This is a genomic window from Paraburkholderia phymatum STM815, from assembly GCF_000020045.1.
GTDB classification, from domain to species: domain Bacteria; phylum Pseudomonadota; class Gammaproteobacteria; order Burkholderiales; family Burkholderiaceae; genus Paraburkholderia; species Paraburkholderia phymatum.
On record NC_010622.1, the window covers coordinates 300,238 to 323,323 of the forward strand.

Genomic DNA, 23,086 nt, shown 5'->3' on the forward strand with positions numbered 1-23,086 from the left:
ACAAGAGGAAACTGAAGATGCGTAAATTATTGATGTCCCTGCTGATGGCCGGCTCGCTGCTGTCGGTCGGCATCGGTGCAGCCCTCGCGGACGACGCGTCGGCGCCTGCCGCGGCTTCCGCCCCGGACGCGACCGCGAGCGCGCCGGCTGCATCCGATGCAGCCGCAGCGCCCGCGGCGAGCGCACCTGCCGCCGACGCTTCCGCTGCACCGGCAGCCAGCGCCCCCGCCGACGCGTCGGCAGCGGCAGCCGCTTCGGACGCTGCGCCCGCCGCGCCGACCGCACCGTTCTCGGTCGATTCGTCGAAGATCAGCTCGGGCGACACGGCCTGGATGCTGACCTCCACGGCGCTCGTACTGTTCATGACGGTCCCCGGTCTCGCGCTCTTCTACGCCGGCATGGTCCGCAAGAAGAACGTGCTTGCCACGGTCATGCAGAGCTTCGCGATCACCGCGCTCGTCACAGTGATCTGGACGGTGCTCGGCTACAGCCTCGCGTTCACGCCGGGCGGCTCGTTCCTCGGCGGCTTCTCGCGCGTGATGCTGCACGGTATGGCATATATCAAGGGCGACAAAGCGACGACGCTGACGGTCAGCCACCTCGCGCCGACCATTCCGGAATCGGTCTACTTCGTCTATCAGATGACGTTCGCGATCATCACGCCGGCACTGATTACGGGCGCGTTTGCTGACCGGATGAAGTTCTCGGCAATGCTGATCTTCATGACCCTGTGGTCGATCATCGTCTACTCGCCGATCGCGCACATGGTCTGGGAGCCGACGGGCTGGCTGGCGACGGCAGGCATCCTCGACTTCGCGGGCGGCACGGTGGTGCACATCAACGCGGGTATCGCAGGTCTGGTTTGCTGTCTCGTGCTCGGCAAGCGCACGGGTTACGGCAAGGATTCGATGGCGCCGCACAACCTCGTGCTGACGATGATCGGTGCATCGATGCTGTGGGTAGGCTGGTTCGGCTTCAACGCGGGTTCGGCAGTCGCTGCTGACGGCCGTGCCGGTTTCGCGATGCTGACGACGCAGATTGCAACGGGCATTGCCGCACTGGGCTGGATGTTCGCCGAATGGATTGCGAAGGGTAAGCCGTCGGTGCTCGGTATCGCGTCGGGTGCTGTGGCCGGTCTGGTTGCAATTACGCCCGCTTCGGGTTTCGTCGGCGTGGGCGGCGCGCTCGCCATCGGTCTGATCGCAGGCGTGGTGTGCTTCTGGTCGGCAACGTGGCTCAAGCACAAGATGGGCTACGACGACTCGCTCGATGCGTTCGGCGTGCACTGCATCGGCGGTATCGTCGGCGCAATCCTGACGGGCGTGTTCGCCGTCAAGGATATCGGCGGCTTCGACGGCAGCGTTCTGCTCCAGGCGAAGGGCGTCGTGACGACGCTCGTATACAGCGGCGTGATCAGCTTCATTCTGCTGAAGATCATCGACATGACCATCGGCCTGCGCGTGACGGAAGAAGAAGAACGCGAAGGTCTGGACGTGATCCTGCACGGCGAACACGTCGAATAAGGCAAATTTCCCCGCGGACGGGGTCCCGAAAGGTACCAGCGCAGCGACTTTGGCCCGCCTTCACGGCGGGCTTTTTTCATGCCGCGGCCGTCCGCCGCAGCGTGCCGCGATCTTGTCTCACAAACAGCAGATTTTCCGGCTATCGTTCCTATAGGGAGAATGCATCTACCTACAACTTGCGAACGGAGAAAGCGTCCCCAAATGGGCAGGGCAATTGCTCTACAATCTTTTTTCTCCAGTCTGCGAGTGATCAATGGTTCCGCATTTAGTTACGGCGTTAAACGGCCCGCTGCTCGATCTCGAGCGGAAGATCCTCGACGCCACGCCTGCAATCGAACGCTGGTTCCGCCTCGAATGGCAGGAGCACACGCCGCCGTTCTATTGTTCGGTGGATCTGCGTAACGCCGGTTTCAAGCTCGCGCCCGTCGACACGAACCTCTTCCCCGGCGCGTTCAACAATCTGCCGCAGGAAACGTTGCCGCTGGCTGTGCAGGCGGCGATGGCGTCGATCGAAAAGATCTGCCCGGATGCGAAGAATCTGCTCGTGATTCCCGAGCGTCACACGCGCAATGCGTTCTACCTGGAGAATGTCGCGCGGCTCGCGACCATCATGCGTCAGGCGGGCCTGAACGTCCGCTTCGGCACGCTCGACGAGAACGTCGTCGGGCCCGTCACGATTGCGCTGTCGGACGGCCAGAAGATCGTGCTGGAGCCGCTGGAGCGCTCGGCGCGCCGCATCGGACTGAAGAATTTCGATCCGTGCTCGATCCTGTTGAACAACGATCTGTCGGGCGGCATTCCGTCCGTGCTGGAGAACCTGCACGAGCAATATGTGCTCCCGCCGCTGCACGCCGGCTGGGCCGTGCGCCGCAAGTCGACGCACTTCTCCTGCTATGACGACGTCGCGAAGAAGTTCGCGAAGTTGGTCGAGATCGACCCGTGGATGATCAATCCATACTTTGCACATGTCGAAGGCGTCGACTTCGAGGCGCGCACGGGCGAGGAAGCGCTCGCCGACGCGATCGACGGCGTGCTGAAGAAGATCGCGAAGAAATACCGCGAGTACGGCATTTCGGAACGGCCGTATGTCGTGATCAAGTCGGACGCGGGAACGTACGGGATGGGCGTGATGACCGTGCATGACGCGTCGGAGGTCGCCGCGCTCACGCAGGGCGAACGCACGAAAATGGCGACCACAAAGGAAGGGCTCGAAGTACATGACATGATCGTGCAGGAAGGCGTCTATACGTTTGAGCGGATCGGCGAGGAAGTGGCCGAGCCCGTCGTGTACATGATCGACCGGTATGTGGTGGGCGGGTTCTATCGCGTGCACGGCAGCCGCGAACGCGATCAGAACCTGAATGCGCCAGGCATGCATTTCGTGCCGCTCGGCTTCGAGCACACCGCGCTGCCGGATGCGCATGCGAAGCCGGGCGCCGCACCGCCCAACCGGTTCTACATGTACGGCGTGGTGGGGCGGCTCGGGCTGCTGGCGGCATCGGTGGAACTGGAGCGGACCGACCCGGAAGCGATCCAGGTCTGATCGCGCGCTGCCCACAAGGCGCGCGGGCACGCCGCGAGCAGCGGCGCGCGCTTCGCGTTAGGCTGCCGCTTCCGCGCCGAATGCGACAAGAACTTCGGCGGCAGCACGCGCGGGCGGATGCCCCTGCGACGCGTCTGCCTTTCGCTATAACGAACAATGTGCGGCCCGCGAGGGCGCATCAGGAACTTCATGGACATTCTCTTCATCGCCGACCCGCTTTCCCGCTTCAAGATCTACAAGGACTCGACCTACGCGATGATGGCTGAGGCTGCGAAGCGCGGCCACACGCTGTACGCGTGCGAGCCGCAGCATCTGGCGTGGACGGGCAGCGGGGTCGAGGCGGACGTGTATCGCTTCGAGATCGTCGGCGATCAGGCGGACGGTCATCGCGACGTGTGGCACGAGGCGCAGCCCGTCGAGGCGCGCACGCTCGCGAGTTTCGGCGCCGTGCTGATGCGCAAGGACCCGCCGTTCGACATGGAATATGTGACATCGACGTGGCTGCTCGAACTGGCCGAACGCGCGGGCGCACGGATCTTCAACAAGCCGCAGGCGATCCGGGATCACTCGGAAAAGATGGCGATCGGCGAGTTTGCGCAGTTCGTCGCACCGACGCTGGTCACGCGCGACCCCGCGCGTCTGCGTGCATTTCATGCCGAGCACAGCGATGTGATCCTGAAGCCGCTCGACGGCATGGGCGGCATGGGCGTGTTCCGCGTGAAGGCGGACGGCATGAACCTCGGCTCGATCGTCGAGATGCTGAGCCATGACGGTGCGCGTTCGGTGATGGCGCAGAAGTTCATCCCCGAAATCAAGGCGGGCGACAAGCGCATTCTGCTCATCGGCGGCGAGCCGGTGCCGTATTCCCTCGCGCGGATTCCGCAGGGCAGCGAGGTGCGCGGCAATCTCGCTGCGGGCGGCCTCGGCGTCGCACAACCGCTGACGGCGCGCGATCGCGAGATCGCCGAAGCGCTCGGGCCGGTGCTGAAGGCACGGGGGCTGCTGCTGGTCGGGCTCGACGCGATCGGCGACTGGCTGACGGAAGTGAACGTCACGAGCCCGACGTGCTTTCGCGAGATCATGGATCAAACGGGTTTCGATGTCGCGGCGATGTTCATCGATGCGCTAGAGCGCGCCGTCGGTTGAAGCGGCGTGGGTGCGCCGCCATGTTCTGCCGCGGAAGTCGCGCGATCGGCCAGCCAAGCGTGAAAAGACCGAAAGCGCGAAAATGAGGCTGATACAATGCCCCCTCCCCTGGAAGCAGCCCGCAAGGGCTCGCATGATCCGGCCCTTTGGCGGCCCGATCTCAGGTGAGTTCGATGGGCCTGTTTTCCTGTTCGCCGCGACAGGCCGTCCTCGGTCCTGAAGCGCGGCGCAACGGAACTCTGGCCGCGATTCTCGGGCGGTTCTCTGCAGCAAGGCTGACATGGCAGGCATTCTGATCATTGCGCACGCTCCCTTCGCCACCGCGCTACGCGAGTGTGTCGCTCATATTTACGGCGGCTTGCCCGCCCGCATCGGTGTGATCGACGTATCGGCGGATTGCGATCCGGCTCAGGTCGTCGCGTTCGCACATGCGGAGATCGACAGGCTGAAGGAAGAAAACGGCGCGCTCGTGCTGACGGACATGTTTGGGGCCACGCCTGCGAACATCGCGGGCCGGCTCGCGACGGTTCCCGATGTGCGCGTGCTGGCGGGCGTCAATCTGCCGATGCTGGTGCGCGCTGTCTGCTATCGCGCAACGCCGCTCGACGTACTGGTCGACAAGGCACTGGCCGGCGCGACAAAAGGCATTCACGCCGTCGGCCCGGCGACGCCGCCCGCGGCTTGCGTCATGAGCACGACCGATTGCATGCCCGACCAGGCGCTCGCCGAAACCTGCAAGACGGGCGCAGGAACCAGTTGCAATCGGAACGACGCGTGAACGTCGCGCGAAGCATGCTTTCTCCTCGATAACATCAACATCCCGCGCATCGGACCAACACATGCTGCAACAGGAAACGACTATCGTAAACAAGCTGGGCCTGCACGCACGCGCGTCGGCGAAGCTGACGCAACTGGCCGCCAACTTTCAGGCGGAAATCTGGATGAGCCGCAATGGCCGGCGCATCAACGCGAAGAGCATCATGGGCGTGATGATGCTGGCCGCGGGCATCGGCAGCACAGTGGTGATCGAGACGGAAGGCGCCGACGAAAAAGAAGCGATGGACGCGCTGCTTCAACTGATCGCCGACAAATTCGGCGAGGGACAATAAAAAATCCGCCGACGCATTCGTTTTGACTGGAAGACGCCGCGCGATGTCGCGGCGTTTTCTTTTGGCCGGCCGCATTCGCACGCTGGGGGCCTGTATCCTGGCGGTGCGGCTATGCTGCGCTGCACAGCACGGTTAACGGGACGGAATTTATAATGACCGTCGGGGTCTGAGAGCACTGCAGCGGTTTGCCGCGGCATCACACAACTAGAGGAGGTGCGCGTGTCCTTCACGCTGCATGGAATTCCCGTGTCACGCGGTATCGCCATCGGGCGGGCATATCTGATCGCCCCGGCTGCACTGGACGTCGACCACTATCTGATCGAGCCCTCGCAGATCGAGGGCGAGGTGGAGCGTTTTCGTGCGGCGCAGGCAGTCGTGCATCGGGAACTCGCCGAACTCCGCGCCGATCTCGCCGCGGACGCGCCCTCTGAAATGGGCGCCTTCATCGACGTGCATGCCATGATCCTGAACGACGCGATGCTCGTTCAGGAAACCATCGACCTCATCCGTACGCGCCGCTACAACGTGGAGTGGGCGCTGACCGAGCAGCTCGAACGTCTCACGCGCCACTTCGACGAAGTAGAAGACGAGTATCTGCGCGAGCGCAAGGCCGACATCGAACAGGTGGTCGAGCGCGTGCTGAAGGCGCTCGCGGGCGCGACGGGTGCGCTCGTCAATGGCATTCATGGGCGCTGCGACGAAATGATCGTCGTCGCGCACGACATCGCGCCCGCCGACATGATGCAGTTCAAGACGCAGACGTTCCAGGGCTTCGTGACGGATCTGGGCGGCCGTACCTCGCATACGGCGATCGTCGCGCGCAGTCTCGGCATTCCCGCGGCGGTCGGCGTGCAGCACGCAAGCGCACTGATCCGGCAGGATGATCTGATCATTGTCGACGGCGATCACGGCATCGTGATCGTCGATCCCGCGCCGATCGTGCTCGAAGAGTACTCCTACCGGCAGAGCGAAAAGGCGCTGGAAGCGCGCAAGCTGCAGCGCCTGAAGTTCTCGCCGACACAGACGGTGTGCGGCACGCGTATCGAGCTGTGCGCGAACATCGAATTGCCCGACGACGCGCAGGCCGCGCTCGACGCGGGCGCGACAGGGATCGGCCTGTTCCGCACCGAGTTTCTGTTCATGAACACGAAGGACCGGATGCCGGAGGAGGAAGAGCAGTTCGCCGCATACCGCCGCGCCGTCGAGTTGATGAACGGCATGCCCGTGACGATCCGCACGATCGACGTCGGCGCGGATAAGCCGCTCGAGTCGATCGGCGACGAGTTCGAGACGGCGCCCAACCCGGCGCTCGGTCTGCGCGCGATCCGTTGGAGCCTGTCCGAGCCGCACATGTTTCTCACGCAACTGCGCGCGATTCTCCGCGCATCGGCGTTCGGTTCGGTGAAGATCCTGATTCCGATGCTTGCGCACGCGCGCGAGATCGATCAGACGCTCGACCTCATTCAGGAAGCCAAGCGCCAGCTCGATGACGCGGGCCTCGCGTACGATCCGAACGTGCGCGTCGGCGCGATGATCGAGATTCCGGCGGCGGCGATCGCGTTGCCGCTGTTCCTGAAGCGGCTCGATTTCCTCTCGATCGGCACCAATGACCTGATCCAGTACACGCTCGCGATCGATCGCGCGGACAACGCAGTGGCGCATCTGTACGACCCGCTGCATCCCGCCGTTCTGCATTTGATCGCGTTTACGCTTCGCGAGGCGAAGCGTGCGGGTGTGCCGGTGTCGATCTGCGGAGAAATGGCGGGCGATCCGTCGCTCACGCGCCTGCTGCTCGGCATGGGACTGACGGAGTTCTCGATGCATCCGAGCCAGTTGCTGCTCGTGAAGCAGGAGGTGCTGCGCGCTCAGCTGAAGGCGCTGGAAAAGCCGGTTGCCGACGTGCTGGCCGCGTTCGAACCGGAAGAGGTGCAGTCAGCGCTGGAGCGGGTCGCACAGGCCTGACGTTCATGCCGACAGGCGCGCGGGGCGCGGTCGGCAGGCAATTTACTTTACGAACGATGCCGCTCGCCGCACACCGGGCAATCCGGCTGGCGCGCGATGCGCATCGTATTCCACTCCATCCTCAGCGAATCGAGCATCATCAGACGGCCCACTAGCGGCTCGCCGATGCCGGCGATTACGCGCAGCGCTTCCGCCGCCTGCATCGCGCCGATGATGCCGACCGTAGGCGCGAATACGCCCATCGTCGAACACGCCACTTCCTCGAACGGCTGGTCTTCCGGAAACACGCACGCGTAGCACGGCGAAGCGTCGCTGCGGAAATCGAAGGTGCTGATCTGGCCGTCGAAGCGCAGCGCCGCGCCCGACACGAGCGGCACGCCATGCTTCACGCACGCGCGGTTGATCGCGTGACGCGTCGCGAAGTTGTCCGTGCAGTCGAGCACGACGGCCGTGTGCGGCACTGTGCGATCGAGCCATGCGTCGTCGACGCGTTCGGGCACCGGATTCACGACGACATCGGGATTCAGTTGCGCGATGGTGTCGCGTCCCGATTCGACCTTCAACCGGCCGACCGACTTCGTCACATGCAGGATCTGCCGCTGCAGATTGGTGAGATCGACGGTATCGGCGTCGACCAGCGTGAGCGTGCCGACACCTGCGGCCGCGAGATACATTGCGGCCGGCGAACCGAGGCCACCCGCGCCGACGACGAGCGCATGCGCGTCGAGAAAGCGTTGCTGAGCCTCGATGCCGAGTTCGTCGACGAGGATGTGACGGGAGTAGCGCAGGAGTTGATCGTCGTTCATGGCGGGGCGCGGCGTGTGTCGTGAGTGTCGCGCTGAAGCGGGAAGCGGCGCGAGATTCTGGTTATTTTAATCGCGCGAGGGAAAGTGTCTTCGCGGCGCGCGGTGGCGCAATGCGCCGCGAAGACACGGTTACGTCAGAAGCTTACTTGACAGGCGTTGCCGGCTGCGATGCCGGCTGCGTGGCCGAAGCGGGCGCGGCCGGGCTCGATGCCGTCGGCGTCGCGGGCAGCGCGGGCTTCACGGCGACAGGCGCGGAAGCGGATTGTGCCGGCTTGCTTTGCGCGAGACGCCGCTCCATCAGCGACTTCGATTCGGTCACCGGCTTGCCTTCGAGCTTGTTCAGGCCTTGCTGCAGCATGAAGTCGTCGGCGGAACCGAACTCGACCGGCTTACGGTCGCGGTCCTTCGCGCGCTGTTCCGGCGTCTTCTTGTCGTTCTGCTCTTCGAGCTGGCGCAGCTGATCCATGCGCTCCTGTTCGCGCTGTTCCTGTTCCTTCTTCTCGTTCGGGTCTTGCGTGTTCGCAAGGTGATTCGAGTAATCGACTTCGCGCGTGACGAGTGCGTCGTCGGGATCGCCGTCCGCGTATTGGTCGACCGCGATGTCGGGGCGGATACCCTTGTTCTGGATCGAACGGCCGCTCGGCGTGTAGTAGTACGCCGTGGTCAGACGCAGCGCGGAATCCGCTGTCATCGGCCGGACCGTCTGCACCGAACCCTTGCCGAACGTCGTCTTGCCGACGATCAGCGCACGGTGCTGATCCTGCAGCGCGCCCGCGACAATTTCCGATGCCGACGCCGAGTAGGCGTTGGTCAGGACGATCATCGGCACGGTCTTGAAGATGGAAGGCAGACTCTTCAGCGGATCGCTGTCGAAGGACGGCAGGCGATAGTTGTCGTAGGTGTCGCGATAGACCTGCTTCGAATCCGGAATCTGCCCGTTCGTCGATACGACGACGGAATCCGGCGGCAGGAATGCGCCTGCGACGCCCACGGCGCTCTGCAGCAGGCCGCCGCCGTTGTTGCGCAGGTCGAGGACCAAGCCCTTCAGGTTCGGCTGCTGGCGTGCAATGTCCTGCAGCTTGGCCGCGAGGTCGGGCACCGTGCGTTCCTGGAAACTCGTGATGCGGACATACGCGTAGCCCGGCGCGAGAACCTTCGACTTCACGCTCTGGACCTTGATGATCGCGCGCGTGACGGTAAGCGGGAATGTGCGGTCGTCGGTTTTGCGAAAGATGGTGAGCGTGACCTTCGTGCCCGGCTCGCCGCGCATCTGCTTGACGGCCTTGTCCAGCGTCATGCCGCGCACGGGCTTGTCGTTGATGCGGGTGATCAAGTCGCCCGGACGGATGCCGGCGCGAAACGCGGGCGTGTCTTCGATCGGCGAGATGACCTTGATGAGGCCGTCTTCCTGCGAGATTTCGATGCCGAGGCCCGCGAAGCGGCCCTTGGTCTGTTCCTGCAGTTCTTCGTAGTCGGTCTTGTCGAGATACGACGAGTGCGGGTCGAGGCTCGACACCATGCCTTTGATCGCGGCCGTCAGCAGCTTCTTGTCGTCGACCGGCTCGACATACTCATGTTTGATCTGCCCGAAGACTTCGGCGAAGAGCCGCAACTGGTCGAGCGGCAGGGGCGCGGACGCCGGTTGCTGGGCCGATGCGCTCAGTTGCAGGGTGGCAAAAACGCCGGTAGCCAGGCCCGCGGCGATAAGGCCGATATTTTTCAGGTTCTTTCGCATAGAGTATGTTGCGGTCGGAAGCGCGTGGCAGCGTCAAAGGATAAAGGACGGACAAGTATAACGTGACGCCTGCACGGCCTGTACGGATGGGTAATCGGGTTTCGACAGCGCTCGCGCGGCGAGGTTCTAAGCATCGCCGGCGTCTTGCATGACGAATGTGCGCTGGCGGACACCCGCAGCGCCAAAAAGTGCCGCCGCGCAGCGCGTGAAACGCGTGAAATGAAGGCTGAGCCGGCGATACCGTTGCATGCGCATCGGTACGGCTTGCAGCCGCGCACGCATCAGAGGGACAGGCCGTGTCATCTCGCTAGAGGCAGGATGGCGCGAACATGGCGCGAACATGTTGATCAGATGGCAATGCCGTCAGGCATAGGCGCCGCGAGCCTGAAGCGCACATGCCGTGACCTGAAGCGGTATCGCCGCGGGTCACGATCATGATTCGAAAGGCAGCGCGAATCAGCCTGCCTTGCCTTGCTTGGCGACAGCAGCCTGCGCCTTCGCGATCGCTTCCTGATCACCGAGATAGTAGTGCTTGATCGGTTTCAGGTTCTCGTCCAGTTCATACACGAGCGGCACGCCATTCGGGATGTTCAGGCCGACGATGTCGCTGTCGGAAATGTTGTCCAGATACTTGACCAGCGCGCGGATCGAGTTGCCGTGCGCGGCGATCAGCACCTTGCGGCCCGACTTGATCGCGGGAGCGATCGATTCGTTCCAGATTGGCATCACGCGCGCGACGGTGTCTTTCAGGCATTCCGTCAACGGCAGTTCTTCGCGCGGCACCTTCGCATAGCGCGGGTCGTCGTACGATGTGCGGGAGTCGGTCGGCTCGAGCGCGGGCGGCGGTGTGTCGTAGCTGCGGCGCCAGACCAGCACCTGCTCGTCGCCGAACCTGGCGGCGGTTTCGGCCTTGTTCAGCCCAGACAGCGCGCCGTAGTGGCGCTCGTTGAGACGCCACGAGTGCACCACGGGCAGATACATCAGATCCATCTTGTCCTGCACGTGCCACAGTGTGCGGATCGCGCGTTTAAGCACCGAGGTGTACGCGATGTCGAACATGTAGCCCGAATCCTTGAGCAGCGTGCCTGCCTGCTGCGCTTCGAGGTTGCCCTGTTCGGTGAGATCGACGTCGACCCAGCCGGTAAAGCGGTTTTCCTTGTTCCACGTCGATTCGCCGTGGCGGATGAGAACGAGTTTGTACATGTCGTTGCCGGTCGGTAGTGAGGAAGCCGTAATCGGGGCGGCACCGCAGCTTGCGGCTGGCGGTCGCCATCGCGTCAGACGGTTATTTTATAATGGTCGGATTGCCCTTTCCGATTTATCCCGTTTCCTTCCTTTTTTCCGGCGGATCTTCCGTGAAGTTTTTCACCGATTACACCAACCTTGTACTGATCGCGATCGCCCTCATTTCGGGGGCGTTGCTCCTGTGGCCGTCCATTTCCCGGCGCGGACGCGGCGGCCTGTCCGCAGCTGCCGCCACGCAGCTGATCAACCGGCGTAACGCTGTCGTCATCGACCTGCGTCCGGCGGCGGAATACGCCGCCGGTCACCTGCCTTCTGCCCGTCAGGTCGAGTTTGGCGAGTTGCAAGCGAAAGTCGGGCAACTCGTGAAGAATAAGAGCAACCCGGTGCTGCTCGTTTGCCAGAACGGCCAGCAGTCGAACAAGGCGGCACGTATTGTGCGCGACGCAGGCTATGCGGAAGTGCACGTGCTGGAAGGCGGTGTCAACGCCTGGCAGCAGGCGGGCATGCCCGTCGTCAAACAAGGAGTTGCGAAGTGAACAGAGTGATCATGTACAGCACGCAGGTGTGCCCATATTGCCAGATGGCTGAACGTCTACTAAAGTCGCGCGGCGTCGAGCACATCGAAAAGGTGCTGATCGACAAGGATCCGGCGCGCCGCCAGGAAATGATGACGCGCACGGGCCGTCGCACGGTGCCGCAGGTGTACATCGGCGAGACGCACGTCGGCGGCTACGACGATCTGTCCGCGCTCGACCGCGCGGGCGGTCTGACGCCGTTGCTCGAAGCCGTCGCCTGACGTCGGAGCGAAACACCGCTTGCGCGCCGCGTCGATCGGTCGTCGCAGCGCGCGGCAGCCAATAAGATGAAGGCCGGGCAACGCTTTGAATCGTTCGCACCGGCAGGCTGGACGCCGCCCTTCGGGCGGTCCGCAACACCACGAGATCTGGCGGCACCCGTCCGCCGCAACGAAATTTAGGGAGTAGAGAACCATGTCCGACGAGAACAACCAGCCGTTCTTCAACATCCAGCGCATCTACCTGAAGGACATGTCGCTCGAGCAGCCGAATTCGCCCGCTATTTTCCTCGAGCAGGAAATGCCGTCGGTCGAAGTGGAAGTGGACGTGAAGGCCGAGCGCCTCGCGGACACGGTGTTCGAAATCCTCGTCACGGGCACCGTGACGGCCAAGGTCAGCGACAAGGTGGCGTTCCTGATCGAAGCCAAGCAGGCCGGCATTTTCGACATCCGCAACATCCCGGCTGAGCAGATCGATCCCCTCGTCGGCATTGCATGCCCGACCATTCTGTTCCCGTACCTGCGCTCGAACATCGCTGATGCGATCACGCGAGCAGGCTTCCCGCCCATCCACCTCGCGGAGATCAACTTCCAGGCGCTGTACGAGCAACGTCTCGCGCAGATCGCGACGCAGGAAACGGGCGCGGGCAGCGCAGCCCACCACTGACGCGTGCAGGCGGTGCCGGGTATGAAGGTCGCCGTTCTCGGCGCCGGTGCATGGGGCACCGCGCTCGCTGGCCATCTGGCCGCGCGGCACGACACGGTGCTCTGGGCGCGCGATGCCACGCTCATCAGCGAACTTTCCACATCGCACGAAAACGCCCGCTATCTGGCGGGCGTTGCGTTGCCCTCCACGCTTCGCTTCCAGGCGAATCTCGAACTCGCACTGAATCACGCGCTCGACGACGCGGCGCTGTGCGTCGTGGCGACGCCCGTCGCGGGTTTGCGCGCGATGCTGCGCACGATGCGCGACATGCGCAAGGTGCCATCGCACATCGTGTGGCTGTGCAAGGGTTTCGAGGCGGACTCGCAGCTGATGCCGCATCAGGTCGTCGCACAGGAGTTGAGCGGCCACACCAGCAACGGGCCGCTGTCGGGGCCGAGCTTTGCGCGCGAGGTGGGGCAGGGGCTGCCCGTCGCGCTGACGGTGGCGAGCGCGTCCGCAGCGTGCCGCGAACGCACGGTCGCGGCCTTCCATCATGGCGCGATGCGCATCTATAGCGGCGATGATGTCGTCGGTGTGGAAGTGGGCGGCGCGGTGAAGAATGTGCTGGCGATCGCCACGGGCATCGCCGACGGTCTCGGCCTTGGCCTGAATGCACGTGCGGCGTTGATCACCCGTGGGCTTGCCGAGATGTCGCGTCTCGGCGCGGCGCTCGGCGGACGGGCGGAAACGTTCACGGGGCTCACGGGTCTCGGCGATCTGATCCTGACCGCCACGGGTGATCTGTCGCGCAACCGCACGGTCGGCATGCAACTCGCAAGCGGCCGTTCACTCGACGACATTCTCAATGCGCTCGGGCATGTCGCCGAGGGCGTGCGCTGCGCGCGCAGCGTGCTGTCACTCGCGCAATCGCATGCCATCGACATGCCGATCACGCAAGCCGTTTGCGACGTGCTGTTCAATGGCGTCGCGCCGCGCGATGCCGTGAGCGCGCTGCTGCGCCGTGATGCGAAGCCCGAATAGGGGCCGTTCTGCAAGCGGGCTTCACGGCCCGTTGCCCATCGCCGCACATTGCTTGAAAGTCTTTTACGCAGCCGGTAAAGGCTAGCGCCGAACGGCTCGCTTCTTTCGTTGTCCACCTCCTATCGTAGCCGTATCGGTTCTGGAGGTTTTCCCATGCTCACCATTGGCCATTGCATGCTCGAGGCGCGCGTCGTCGACATCACGACGCTCGATGTCGACGCGGTCGTCAACGCGGCGAACACGTCATTGCTGGGCGGCGGTGGCGTAGACGGCGCGCTTCATCGCGCGGCCGGCGCCGATCTGCTGCGCGAGTGCCAGACGCTGGGCGGCTGCGTGACGGGCGACGCGAAGATCACGGGCGGACATCGTCTGAAGGCGCGCCACGTGATTCATGCCGTCGGTCCCGTATGGCACGGCGGCGGGCGCGGCGAGGCGGAGCTGCTGGCATCGTGCTACCGACGCTCGCTTGAACTCGCGCGCGATGCCAAAGCAAAGAGCATTGCATTTCCGGCGATCAGTTGCGGCGTTTATCGCTTCCCGGCCGACGAAGCAGTACGCATCGCAATGCAAACCGTGATCGACACGCTGCCTCGCGTGTCTACCGTCGAGCGCGTGATCTTCGCGTGTTTCGACGAAGCAATGCATGCGCGCTACAAGGCGGAGTTCGGGCGGCGCGTTCAGGCGCCGCCCTCGAACCCCGCCTGACGCCACGCCTCGAAGACGACCACGGCGACTGTGTTTGACAGGTTCAGGCTGCGGTTACCGGGGCGCATCGGCAGCCGCACGCGCTGCTCGTTCGGAAACCGCTCCACTACGGCGTCGGGCAGGCCACGTGTTTCCGCGCCGAACACGAACCAGTCGCCGGGCAGGAACGCATGCGAATGGAACGGACGGGAGCCGCGCGTCGTGAACGCGAACATGCGCGCGAGGTTGGGCGCTTCCATTTCGATCAGCGCGTCCCAGTTGCGATGCACGTGCATCTGCGCGTACTCGTGATAGTCGAGGCCCGCACGGCGCATCTTGCTGTCGTCGAGCGGGAAGCCGAGCGGCTCGATCAGATGCAGCCGCGCACCCGTATTCGCACACAGACGGATCACGTTGCCGGTGTTCGGCGGAATTTCGGGTTCGACGAGAACGACGTTGAACATAAGCGATAAGTAGAAAACTAGTTTTTCGGCGTGCGCAGCGCGACGAGATTCGTCACGCGACGCGCACCGGCTGCCTTCAGCGTGCGGGCCAGCGCATCCAGTGTCGCGCCCGTGGTCATCACGTCGTCGACGATAGCGACGTGCAATCCGCGCACCCGTGTCGCCACGACAAATGCGCGGCCGACATTTTGTCGGCGCGCATCGAGATCGAGCTTCGATTGCGGCGCCGTGTCGACCACGCGCCGCACGAGCGTCGCGTCGCTGCGAACGCCGAGCGCTTTCGCGCAGGGCCGCGCGATCTCCCAGGCCTGGTTGTAGCCGCGCTCTACGAGCCGGCGCGCCGACAATGGCACGGGCGCAACGACATCGGGGCGGTCGCGTTCGTCGAGCGCGTCGAGCGCGGACCACGCGAGCCGCCGCGCAAACTCGTTCGCAAGCGCGAGACGAGCGCGGAACTTGAGCCCGACGGCCAGCGCATCGAGCGGCGCGCGATAGTCGGCGAGCGCCACGGTCGCGTCGAAAGCGGGCGGCGTGGCCAGACAGTCGCCACATCGGTAATGCATCAGGCTGGCGCGCCGAAAGCCGCTCAACGGCACCGCACAGACCGTGCAGCGCAGCCGTGCCTGGTTCCACCACGCTTCGTCGCAAAAGCAGCACAACGTTTGATGCGACATATTGCCGCACAATGCGCACGAGTTCGGCAACGCGAGGTGCGCGAGCGCCGGCCAAGCCGACACGGATCGTCGCGCCACCCCGGAAACGCGTTCTTGCAGCGATCGCCCGAGACGGCTGGCGCCCAGCCAACGAAAAGCCCGATTTGGCATACCGACACGCCTCCGAAGGCCGCTGACGCTGAAGGGACGGAATCGAGCGAGTATACTTCGCACTCTTCGTCCGTACGACTCGAATAACCGTGTCTCCCACCGAAACTGGCCGTCCGGCCTATGATTCGCGCCGTCTTCGGAAGATTTTCGACCGCCGCGCCGCCACGTTCGACGACGTCGCATTCCTGCCACGCGAGATCGCACAGCGCATGCGCGAGCGGCTCGACTACATCAAGGTCAATCCGGTGCAGGTGCTGGATGCGGGATGCGGCGCGGGCGACGACCTTCCTTCATTGCGTGAGCGCTTTCCGGAAGCGCCCGTGTTCGGCACCGATCTGTCGGGCGCGATGCTGGCGCGCGCCGTCACGCACGATGCCGCCGATACCGGTTGGCGCCGGTTTCTGCCCGCATCGCTCGGCAAGGCGCTGGGCTCACGCGGTCCGAGGTTTGCTCAGGCTGACTTCTCGGCACTGCCGTTCGCATCGGGTGCATTCGAACTCATCTGGTCGAATCTCGCGTTGCACTGGCACTCGCGGCCGGATCTTGTGTTCCCCGAATGGCAGCGGGTACTGAAGGTCAACGGCCTGCTGATGTTCAGCACGCTTGGGCCCGACACGCTGAAGGAACTGCGCGGCACGTATGCAGAGATCGAAGCGGCCCACGGCGTCAATACGCACAAACATGTAATCGACTTCGTAGACATGCACGATCTGGGCGATATGCTTGTCGAAAGTGGCTTTGAGATTCCCGTGATGGACCAGGAGACGTTGACCATTACGTACAAGTCACCGGAGTCGCTGCTCGCCGACGTGCGCCGTTGGGGTGCCTATCCGTTCCGGCGTGAGGCGCTGCCGGGTGTGGCATCGAGACGCATGCACAAGGCGCTGCTGGCCGCGCTCGAGGCACGCCGGCGCGGGGACGGCACGATTCCGCTCACCTTCGAGGTGATCTATGGGCACGCGTGGAAAGCGGTGCCGCGCGTAACGCCGGAGGGACATGGAATCGTGCGGATAGAGGACATAGGGCGAGGGCGGCAGGGCAATCGCTGAGGCGGTAAAGAGGGCAGCCGTTATGCCCGAAATTAGCGGCTCAAAAAGTGCGTCAAAACGGCGCAGAGGCTTATGTGGCTTGGGTTGGCGGCCGATAGAGCGTTGCTTGTCGCTGCCATAGATCGGCCCTATAATGCGTCAGTTTGTCGCTCAAAGTTCCCACAATTGGAGCGGCAGGTCCGAGGCGTAAGCGGTTCGGGTAGCGGTCGTTGCGCCGGGCGTGAATGGCATTGGCGGTATGCGGTGACTGGCGGTTCGCGGGAGGCAGCGATGAATGCAACCGATCTGCTGGCTGAGTCGGAACCCGTCCTCAAGGACTGGCTGATGAAGCGCAACTGTTCGGTTTCGCCGCGGCAATTCGTGTTCTTCTATGTCTCGCTCGCGGCATTCTCGCTCGCAATTGCATTCCTGCTGGTCCTGTACGGCGCGTGGCTGGTGTTGCCGTTCACGGGTATCGAGTTGCTCGCTGTCGGTGTCGCATTTGCAATCTATGCACGCCATGCTGTCGATTACGAGCGCATCCGGCTGTTTCCAAACCGGCTCGTGATCGAGCAGGTCAGCGCCGAGCATCTCACGCAGTTCGAATTCAATCCGCGCTGGGTGCGGGTCGAACCAGGAGCGACGCCGCGCGACCGGATCAGGCTGGTTTCGCGTGGCGAATCGGTCACGGTCGGGCAGCACCTTGCGCAATATCGGCGCGCGCAATTCGCCGACGAACTGCGGCTGTGGATCCGGCAGTGCCAGGCGCAAAAAGTTGCGTATTGAATTGCGCGCCGTTCCAGAAGACGAGAGGCAGCCTTCCAGCGGGGTCGAGGGTTTGAATGGAAATTTTGGGTAAGGAAGCTATGAAAACAATCAAGCGAGCCCTCACGGGTGTGCTGGCGTGTAGCGGACTGCTGTTCGCCGGTGCCGCCCTTGCAGTCGGCGACAGTCCAGGCGGCCCCCGCGTCAACGAGATCAATCTCCAGCCGCCGGTGACGAGGATTGCCGAAGAGCTCTACAGCCTCCATACGTTCATGCTGATTCTCTGCACGGTGATTTTCATCGGCGTGTTCGGCGTGATGTTCTATTCGATCTTCGCGCACCGCAAGTCGAAGGGCTACAAGGCGGCAAATTTCCACGAAAGCACCACCGTCGAAATCATCTGGACGGTCGTCCCGTTCATCATCGTCGTGCTGATGGCGCTGCCCGCCACGAAGACGGTCGTCGCGATGAAAGACACCACCAACGCCGACCTGACGGTCAAGGTCACCGGCTATCAGTGGAAGTGGGCCTATGACTACGTTAAGGGTCCGGGCGAAGGCATCAACTTCTTTTCGACGCTGACCACGCCGCGCGCCGAAGTCGACGGCCGTCAGCCGATCACCGACACGTACCTGCAGGAAGTCGACAACCCGCTCGTCGTGCCCGTGAACAAGAAGATCCGCATCATCACCACCGCCAACGACGTCGTGCACTCGTGGTACGTGCCCGCGTTCGGCGTGAAGCAGGACGCTATTCCCGGCTTCGTGCGCGACACGTGGTTCAGGGCGGAGAAGGTAGGCACCTATCGCGGCTTCTGTACCGAGCTGTGCGGCAAGGAACACGCGTTCATGCCCGTCGTCGTCAACGTGTTGTCGGATGAGGATTACGCGAAGTGGGTCGACGACCAGAAGAAGAAAATGGCCGCCGGTCAGGACGACCCGAACAAGAACTACACGCTGGCCGAACTGATGGAGCGCGGCGGCAAGGTGTATTCGGCGAACTGCGCCGTCTGCCACCAGCCGACGGGCAAGGGCGCAGGCGCGTTCCCGGCGCTCGACGGCAGCAAGGTCGCGAACGGCCCCCTCGCCGAGCACGTGAGCATCGTGCTGAAGGGCAAGAATGCGATGCCGTCGTGGGCGCCGACGCTGAACGACGTCGAGATCGCTTCCGTCATCACGTTCGAACGCAATTCGTGGGGCAACCACACGGGCGACATCCTGCAGCCGAAGCAGGTCGCCGACGCGCGCAACGGTCGTCTGCCGTCGGGCGGCGATCACCTCGCAGGCGCAGCAGCGGCCGCAGCATCGGACGCCGCAGCGGCGAGCGGAGCGGAAGGCGCGAGCGGCGCGCCCGCGGCAAGCGGGGAGGCGGGCGCATCGGCTACCGCGCCAGCTTCGGGTGCATCGGACGGCGCAGCCGCTTCGGCGCCGCAGGCATCGCTGCCCGCCAGCGTCTACTTCGAGACCAACAAGAGCTCTCTGCCCACCGACGCGAAAGCGGCCATCGAAGCCGCCGCCGCATACGCAAAGGCGCATCCGGACGCGAAGTTTGCGCTCTCGGGTTTCACCGACGCAACCGGTTCGGCGGATAAGAATGCAAAGCTCGCCAAGGCGCGTGCCGAAGCCGTCCGCGATGCGCTCAAGGCGGCAGGCATCGCCGAAGACCATATTATTTTGAAGAAGCCGGAGACGATCACGGGCGGTGCGGACGCGAAGGAAGCACGCCGTGTAGAGATCAGCCCAGCGGCCTGACGTGCCACAGTCAGACAAAAGCAGCATTCGATTTAGGAGATTGTCATGTCTAGCATCGGACACGATGTAGCCGCAGGGCACGAGCACGTGCACGGCGACCACGCCCACGAGACGCCGCATGGCTGGCGCCGCTGGCTGTACGCGACGAACCACAAGGACATCGGTACGCTGTATCTGCTGTTTTCGTTCATCATGTTCCTGTCGGGCGGCGTGATGGCGCTGGGCATCCGCGCCGAGCTGTTCGAGCCGGGCCTGCAGATCATGCGCCCAGAGTTCTTCAACCAGCTGACCACCATGCATGGGCTGATCATGGTGTTCGGCGCGATCATGCCGGCCTTCGTCGGCTTCGCTAACTGGATGATTCCGCTGCAGATCGGCGCATCCGACATGGCGTTCGCACGGATGAACAACTTCAGCTTCTGGCTGCTGCCCGTTGCTGCCGTGCTGCTGGTCGGTTCGTTCTTCGTGCCGGGCGGCGCGACGGCCGCCGGCTGGACGCTGTACGCGCCGCTGTCAACGCAGATGGGTCCGGGCATGGACTTCGCCATCTTCGCGGTGCACATCATGGGTGCGTCGTCGATCATGGGCGGCATCAACATCGTCGTGACGATCCTGAACATGCGCGCGCCGGGCCTTACGCTGATGAAGATGCCGATGTTCGTGTGGACGTGGCTGATCACGGCCTACCTGCTAATCGCCGTAATGCCGGTGCTGGCAGGCGCGATCACGATGGTGCTGTTCGACCGTCACTTCGGCACGTCGTTCTTCAGCGCGGCAGGCGGCGGCGACCCGGTGATGTACCAGCACATCTTCTGGTTCTTCGGCCATCCCGAGGTGTACATCATGATCTTGCCGGCGTTCGGGATCGTGTCTCAGGTGATCCCGGCGTTCGCGCGCAAGCCCCTGTTCGGCTATAGCTCGATGGTGTACGCAACGGCGTCGATCGCGATCCTGTCGTTCATGGTCTGGGCGCACCACATGTTCGCTACGGGCATGCCCGTCACGGGGCAGTTGTTCTTCATGTACGCGACGATGCTGATCGCCGTGCCGACGGGCGTGAAGGTGTTCAACTGGGTCGCGACGATGTGGCGCGGTTCACTGACGTTCGAAACGCCGATGCTGTTCGCGGTGGGCTTCCTGTTCGTGTTCACGTTCGGCGGTCTGACGGGGCTGATGCTCGCCATGGCGCCACTCGACATCCAGTATCACGGCACCTACTTCGTGGTCGCGCACTTCCACTACGTGCTGGTGGCGGGTTCGCTGTTCGGCCTCTTTGCCGGGTGGTATTACTGGTCGCCAAAGTGGACGGGTTGGATGTACAACGAGACGCGCGGCAAGATCCACTTCTGGTCGTCGCTGATCTTCTTCAACCTCGCGTTCCTGCCCATGCACTTCGTCGGTCTTGCGGGCATGCCGCGTCGCTACGCCGACTATCCGGCGCAATTCGCCGACTGGAACCAGGTGATCACCATCGGCGCATTCGGCTTCGGTCTCGCCCAGGTGTATTTCCTGTTCGCGGTCGCGCTGCCGGCTTATCGCGGCGGCGGCGAACTCGAAAAAGCGAGCGACAAGCCGTGGGACGGCGCGACGGGCCTCGAGTGGACCGTGCCGAGCCCGGCTCCGTTCCACACGTTCGAAAACCCGCCGACGGTCGAATAAGCCGCAAGCAGTCTTCGATGCTTCCACTTCGGCGTCGCGACGCCGGAGTGGGAGAGGAAGCAAACAGTGCAGCAGTACCGCATCAAGAAAGTCGAGCATGAGCCGGAATCCACAAAAAAGACGTACGCCTGAAGAGATTCGTGCAGGAAATCTGCGACTCGGTCTGATTCTGCTTGCCGTCGTCGCCGTCTTTTTTCTGGGTGCCGTTGTCAAGCAGGTCTGGTTTGCTTCCTGACCTGCCGTGACGAATTCGTAGCGCCGTGAATGTGATCTGTTGAGGAAGTTCGATGTCGACGCAACCGCCCGCCGAGGCCGATCGTTCTTTTAACCGACCGATGTTGTTCAAGCTCGTCGTCGTCGCGTTGCTGATGTTCGGCTTCGGGTTTGCGCTAGTGCCGATGTATCGCGCGATCTGCGAGGTCACGGGAATCAACAACCTCGTGCAGCGTGATGCAACGGCGCGCGAGGCGAAGAACACTCAGGTCGACACGAGCCGCACGATTTCGATCGAGTTCGACGCGAATGCGCGCGGCCCACTCGGTTTCAAGCCGGAGCAGAACAGCATCGACGTTCATCCTGGCGAAGTGACGACGGTGATGTATGACGTGAGCAACCAGCAGGCGCGCACGATTCAGGCTCAGGCCATTCCGAGCTACGCGCCTAAGCAGGCCACCGAATACTTCAAGAAGATCGAGTGTTTTTGCTTTACGCAGCAGACGTTGAAGGCGAACGAGTCGAAGCGGATGCCCGTGGTGTTCGTCGTCGATCCAAAGCTGCCGAAAGACGTGAAGACGATCACGTTGTCGTACACGTTCTTCGAACTGAACGCGCAGCCCACGACGCGCGGCACGGATGGACAGACGGCGGACGGTGCGGCGAAAGCATCGAATCCCGCCTGACGCGTACCCAACGACGCTTGCCCAACGAAGGCGAGAACCATGAACGATAGCGGTCACGGCAGGAAGAGCAGCTTCGGGCAGTCGATGAAAGCCGTGATGTGGTCCTTTTTCGGCGTGCGCAAACGGCGCGATCTGGAGGCGGATGCCACGCAGCTGAATCCGCTTCACGTGATCGCCGCGGCGCTGATCGGCGCAGCGATTTTCATCGGCGTGCTGATTCTGATTGTGCGCGTGGTGGTTGGTTAGACGAGGCCGGGACGCAGCACGCGGTCTTCACGCAACGAATGGATGGAGCAGGACGGCGCAACGCAGCGCGCCGCAGGAGAGAGCCGGGGCGCAGCGCAGTCGGCTGCGGATTCAACCGGACCAAGCGGAACAACTGGACTGAAGTGGAGAAACAACAATGAGCGGTCAAAACGAGAGCCCGTACTATTTCATACCGCATCCGTCGCGGCATCCGATCAGCGCGGCCGTTGGCCTGCTGGTCATGCTCGGATCGTTTGCGGCGTGGGTGAACGGCGAGCCGTGGGCGCCCATCACGGCGCTGATCGGTCTGCTGTGGCTGCTGTTCACGCTGTACCACTGGTTCGGCGATGCGATCTCCGAGTCGGAAGGCGGCATGTACGGCAAGCGTGTCGACACGTCGTTCCGCTGGAGCATGAGCTGGTTCATCTTCTCCGAAGTCATGTTCTTCGGCGCGTTCTTCGGCGCGCTGTTCTACGCGCGTGAGATCGCGATGCATCAGCTGGGCAGTCTTGACTACAAGCTGATCTGGCCGGATTTCACCGCGGTATGGCCGAATATCGGGCCGGCCGACCTTGTGTCGCACTTCAAGTCGATGACACCGTGGCCCGTACCCACCATCAACACCGCGCTGCTGCTGTCGTCGGGCGCGACGTTGACGGTCTCGCATCACGCGCTGCGCGACAATCACCGCACGAAGGCAATCGCATGGCTCGCGGCCACGCTGGTGCTGGGCGTGTCGTTCCTGTTCCTGCAAGGCTTCGAGTATTTCCACGCGTACAACGAACTGAACCTGACGCTCGCATCGGGCGTGTACGGCTCGACGTTCTTCCTGCTGACGGGCTTCCATGGTTTTCACGTGTTCCTCGGCGGCACGATGCTGGCGGTGGTGCTGGTGCGGCTGATCCGTGGCCACTTCACGGCTGATCATCACTTCGCCTTCGAGGGCGCGGCGTGGTACTGGCACTTTGTCGACGTCGTGTGGCTGGGTCTGTACGTCGTCGTGTATTGGCTGTAAGCGTTGTTTGAAAGTTGCAAAGCGGCTGCGCGCCATGCGTCACATCGACGCAGTGCGGCCGCGAAGGCCGATCGGAAGAAGTCGTAGACAGCGCCGCCCTCGACCCAGTCCGGGCGGCGTTGTGCTTGATGGGACGGGGATTCTGCCGATGGGTAACGGTGTGTTGTGCGATCGGCGCGGAGATTCGGTGGCATACTTCGCC

The 23,086-nt window shown here is 63.4% G+C and carries 24 protein-coding genes; 19 read left to right on the forward strand and 5 right to left on the reverse strand.

Annotated elements, in window-relative coordinates; genetic code table 11:
* Window positions 1-17 precede the first annotated feature (17 nt).
* The 6 genes from BPHY_RS01275 to ptsP all read left to right on the forward strand — a co-directional run bounded on the left by BPHY_RS01275 (window position 18) and on the right by ptsP (window position 7,283).
* Complete coding sequence (locus BPHY_RS01275) at window positions 18-1,523, forward strand: ammonium transporter (RefSeq protein WP_012399678.1); 1,506 nt, start codon at window positions 18-20, stop codon at window positions 1,521-1,523.
* Window positions 1,524-1,776: 253 nt separating this feature from the next.
* Window positions 1,777-3,066, forward strand: a complete 1,290-nt coding sequence (gene gshA / locus BPHY_RS01280; protein ID WP_012399679.1) for a glutamate--cysteine ligase — start codon at window positions 1,777-1,779, stop codon at window positions 3,064-3,066.
* A 189-nt stretch (window positions 3,067-3,255) separates the two neighbouring features.
* Window positions 3,256-4,212 (forward strand): glutathione synthase, encoded by a 957-nt coding sequence (gene gshB / locus BPHY_RS01285; protein ID WP_012399680.1) that lies wholly within the window; start codon window positions 3,256-3,258, stop codon window positions 4,210-4,212.
* A 280-nt stretch (window positions 4,213-4,492) separates the two neighbouring features.
* Window positions 4,493-4,990 (forward strand): PTS sugar transporter subunit IIA, encoded by a 498-nt coding sequence (locus BPHY_RS01290; RefSeq protein ID WP_012399681.1) that lies wholly within the window; start codon window positions 4,493-4,495, stop codon window positions 4,988-4,990.
* Window positions 4,991-5,051: 61 nt separating this feature from the next.
* On the forward strand, window positions 5,052-5,321 hold the full coding sequence (locus tag BPHY_RS01295) for an HPr family phosphocarrier protein (protein WP_012399682.1): 270 nt from the start codon (window positions 5,052-5,054) through the stop codon (window positions 5,319-5,321).
* Window positions 5,322-5,540: 219 nt separating this feature from the next.
* Window positions 5,541-7,283 carry a phosphoenolpyruvate--protein phosphotransferase gene (gene ptsP / locus BPHY_RS01300; protein ID WP_012399683.1) on the forward strand — a complete coding sequence of 581 codons (1,743 nt, stop codon included), beginning with the start codon at window positions 5,541-5,543 and terminating at the stop codon, window positions 7,281-7,283.
* Between the two features lie 47 nt (window positions 7,284-7,330).
* Here ptsP and BPHY_RS01305 read toward each other — a convergent pair whose 3' ends face one another.
* From BPHY_RS01305 to gpmA, 3 genes are all read right to left on the reverse strand, one after another.
* Complete coding sequence (locus BPHY_RS01305) at window positions 7,331-8,089, reverse strand: HesA/MoeB/ThiF family protein (RefSeq protein ID WP_012399684.1); 759 nt, start codon at window positions 8,087-8,089, stop codon at window positions 7,331-7,333.
* 142 nt (window positions 8,090-8,231) lie between these two features.
* Window positions 8,232-9,824 carry a S41 family peptidase gene (locus BPHY_RS01310; RefSeq protein WP_012399685.1) on the reverse strand — a complete coding sequence of 531 codons (1,593 nt, stop codon included), beginning with the start codon at window positions 9,822-9,824 and terminating at the stop codon, window positions 8,232-8,234.
* A 456-nt stretch (window positions 9,825-10,280) separates the two neighbouring features.
* Window positions 10,281-11,027 (reverse strand): 2,3-diphosphoglycerate-dependent phosphoglycerate mutase, encoded by a 747-nt coding sequence (gpmA, locus tag BPHY_RS01315; protein WP_012399687.1) that lies wholly within the window; start codon window positions 11,025-11,027, stop codon window positions 10,281-10,283.
* A 152-nt stretch (window positions 11,028-11,179) separates the two neighbouring features.
* Between gpmA and BPHY_RS01320 the strand changes: the two genes are divergently transcribed.
* From BPHY_RS01320 to BPHY_RS01340, 5 genes are all read left to right on the forward strand, one after another.
* Complete coding sequence (locus BPHY_RS01320) at window positions 11,180-11,605, forward strand: rhodanese-like domain-containing protein (protein ID WP_041763664.1); 426 nt, start codon at window positions 11,180-11,182, stop codon at window positions 11,603-11,605.
* Window positions 11,602-11,865 (forward strand): glutaredoxin 3, encoded by a 264-nt coding sequence (grxC, locus tag BPHY_RS01325; RefSeq protein WP_041763223.1) that lies wholly within the window; start codon window positions 11,602-11,604, stop codon window positions 11,863-11,865. The genes BPHY_RS01320 and grxC overlap by 4 nt, the downstream gene beginning before the upstream one ends.
* A gap of 193 nt (window positions 11,866-12,058) precedes the next feature.
* Window positions 12,059-12,529 (forward strand): protein-export chaperone SecB, encoded by a 471-nt coding sequence (gene secB, locus BPHY_RS01330; protein ID WP_007577679.1) that lies wholly within the window; start codon window positions 12,059-12,061, stop codon window positions 12,527-12,529.
* 21 nt (window positions 12,530-12,550) lie between these two features.
* Window positions 12,551-13,549: an NAD(P)H-dependent glycerol-3-phosphate dehydrogenase gene (locus BPHY_RS01335; protein WP_012399690.1), complete on the forward strand. Its 999-nt coding sequence runs from the start codon at window positions 12,551-12,553 to the stop codon at window positions 13,547-13,549.
* A gap of 153 nt (window positions 13,550-13,702) precedes the next feature.
* Complete coding sequence (locus tag BPHY_RS01340; protein ID WP_012399691.1) at window positions 13,703-14,254, forward strand: O-acetyl-ADP-ribose deacetylase; 552 nt, start codon at window positions 13,703-13,705, stop codon at window positions 14,252-14,254.
* Here the strand turns inward: BPHY_RS01340 and trmL are convergent.
* Both trmL and BPHY_RS01350 read right to left on the reverse strand, forming a co-directional pair.
* Window positions 14,227-14,697 (reverse strand): tRNA (uridine(34)/cytosine(34)/5-carboxymethylaminomethyluridine(34)-2'-O)-methyltransferase TrmL, encoded by a 471-nt coding sequence (gene trmL, locus BPHY_RS01345; RefSeq protein WP_012399692.1) that lies wholly within the window; start codon window positions 14,695-14,697, stop codon window positions 14,227-14,229. The two genes, BPHY_RS01340 and trmL, sit on opposite strands and share 28 nt — an antisense overlap.
* A gap of 17 nt (window positions 14,698-14,714) precedes the next feature.
* On the reverse strand, window positions 14,715-15,521 hold the full coding sequence (locus tag BPHY_RS01350) for a ComF family protein (RefSeq protein WP_012399693.1): 807 nt from the start codon (window positions 15,519-15,521) through the stop codon (window positions 14,715-14,717).
* A gap of 89 nt (window positions 15,522-15,610) precedes the next feature.
* On the opposite strand from BPHY_RS01350, the gene BPHY_RS01355 reads away from it, so the two are divergent.
* The 8 genes from BPHY_RS01355 (at window position 15,611) to BPHY_RS01385 (ending at window position 22,884) form a co-directional block, all read left to right on the forward strand.
* On the forward strand, window positions 15,611-16,570 hold the full coding sequence (locus BPHY_RS01355; protein WP_012399694.1) for a methyltransferase domain-containing protein: 960 nt from the start codon (window positions 15,611-15,613) through the stop codon (window positions 16,568-16,570).
* A gap of 270 nt (window positions 16,571-16,840) precedes the next feature.
* Window positions 16,841-17,335, forward strand: coding sequence for a DUF2244 domain-containing protein (locus tag BPHY_RS01360; RefSeq protein WP_012399695.1), 495 nt, complete (start codon window positions 16,841-16,843; stop codon window positions 17,333-17,335).
* 56 nt (window positions 17,336-17,391) lie between these two features.
* Window positions 17,392-19,065, forward strand: a complete 1,674-nt coding sequence (coxB, locus tag BPHY_RS01365; RefSeq protein ID WP_012399696.1) for a cytochrome c oxidase subunit II — start codon at window positions 17,392-17,394, stop codon at window positions 19,063-19,065.
* A 45-nt stretch (window positions 19,066-19,110) separates the two neighbouring features.
* On the forward strand, window positions 19,111-20,724 hold the full coding sequence (gene ctaD, locus BPHY_RS01370) for a cytochrome c oxidase subunit I (protein ID WP_012399697.1): 1,614 nt from the start codon (window positions 19,111-19,113) through the stop codon (window positions 20,722-20,724).
* A 97-nt stretch (window positions 20,725-20,821) separates the two neighbouring features.
* Window positions 20,822-20,959 carry a cytochrome oxidase small assembly protein gene (locus BPHY_RS42890; RefSeq protein ID WP_012399698.1) on the forward strand — a complete coding sequence of 46 codons (138 nt, stop codon included), beginning with the start codon at window positions 20,822-20,824 and terminating at the stop codon, window positions 20,957-20,959.
* Window positions 20,960-21,011: 52 nt separating this feature from the next.
* Entirely contained in the window at window positions 21,012-21,623 is a 612-nt protein-coding gene (locus BPHY_RS01375; RefSeq protein ID WP_012399699.1) for a cytochrome c oxidase assembly protein, read from the forward strand.
* 39 nt (window positions 21,624-21,662) lie between these two features.
* Window positions 21,663-21,869: a DUF2970 domain-containing protein gene (locus tag BPHY_RS01380; RefSeq protein ID WP_012399700.1), complete on the forward strand. Its 207-nt coding sequence runs from the start codon at window positions 21,663-21,665 to the stop codon at window positions 21,867-21,869.
* Window positions 21,870-22,026: 157 nt separating this feature from the next.
* Entirely contained in the window at window positions 22,027-22,884 is an 858-nt protein-coding gene (locus tag BPHY_RS01385) for a cytochrome c oxidase subunit 3 (protein WP_012399701.1), read from the forward strand.
* The last annotated feature ends 202 nt before the right edge of the window (window positions 22,885-23,086 follow it).

Coding starts and splice junctions, on each gene's coding strand:
- coxB (WP_012399696.1), top strand. CDS start 17,392: ATGGAAATTTTGGGTAAGGAAGCTATGAAAACAATCAAGCGAGCCCTC.
- secB (WP_007577679.1), top strand. CDS start 12,059: ATGTCCGACGAGAACAACCAGCCGTTCTTCAACATCCAGCGCATCTAC.
- BPHY_RS01350 (WP_012399693.1), bottom strand. CDS start 15,521: ATGCCAAATCGGGCTTTTCGTTGGCTGGGCGCCAGCCGTCTCGGGCGA.
- BPHY_RS01335 (WP_012399690.1), top strand. CDS start 12,551: ATGAAGGTCGCCGTTCTCGGCGCCGGTGCATGGGGCACCGCGCTCGCT.
- BPHY_RS01340 (WP_012399691.1), top strand. CDS start 13,703: ATGCTCACCATTGGCCATTGCATGCTCGAGGCGCGCGTCGTCGACATC.
- BPHY_RS01360 (WP_012399695.1), top strand. CDS start 16,841: ATGAATGCAACCGATCTGCTGGCTGAGTCGGAACCCGTCCTCAAGGAC.
- BPHY_RS01380 (WP_012399700.1), top strand. CDS start 21,663: ATGAACGATAGCGGTCACGGCAGGAAGAGCAGCTTCGGGCAGTCGATG.
- ctaD (WP_012399697.1), top strand. CDS start 19,111: ATGTCTAGCATCGGACACGATGTAGCCGCAGGGCACGAGCACGTGCAC.
- gshA (WP_012399679.1), top strand. CDS start 1,777: ATGGTTCCGCATTTAGTTACGGCGTTAAACGGCCCGCTGCTCGATCTC.
- BPHY_RS01305 (WP_012399684.1), bottom strand. CDS start 8,089: ATGAACGACGATCAACTCCTGCGCTACTCCCGTCACATCCTCGTCGAC.
- gshB (WP_012399680.1), top strand. CDS start 3,256: ATGGACATTCTCTTCATCGCCGACCCGCTTTCCCGCTTCAAGATCTAC.
- BPHY_RS01290 (WP_012399681.1), top strand. CDS start 4,493: ATGGCAGGCATTCTGATCATTGCGCACGCTCCCTTCGCCACCGCGCTA.
- BPHY_RS01375 (WP_012399699.1), top strand. CDS start 21,012: ATGTCGACGCAACCGCCCGCCGAGGCCGATCGTTCTTTTAACCGACCG.
- BPHY_RS01310 (WP_012399685.1), bottom strand. CDS start 9,824: ATGCGAAAGAACCTGAAAAATATCGGCCTTATCGCCGCGGGCCTGGCT.
- BPHY_RS42890 (WP_012399698.1), top strand. CDS start 20,822: ATGAGCCGGAATCCACAAAAAAGACGTACGCCTGAAGAGATTCGTGCA.
- BPHY_RS01275 (WP_012399678.1), top strand. CDS start 18: ATGCGTAAATTATTGATGTCCCTGCTGATGGCCGGCTCGCTGCTGTCG.
- BPHY_RS01385 (WP_012399701.1), top strand. CDS start 22,027: ATGAGCGGTCAAAACGAGAGCCCGTACTATTTCATACCGCATCCGTCG.
- trmL (WP_012399692.1), bottom strand. CDS start 14,697: ATGTTCAACGTCGTTCTCGTCGAACCCGAAATTCCGCCGAACACCGGC.
- BPHY_RS01295 (WP_012399682.1), top strand. CDS start 5,052: ATGCTGCAACAGGAAACGACTATCGTAAACAAGCTGGGCCTGCACGCA.
- gpmA (WP_012399687.1), bottom strand. CDS start 11,027: ATGTACAAACTCGTTCTCATCCGCCACGGCGAATCGACGTGGAACAAG.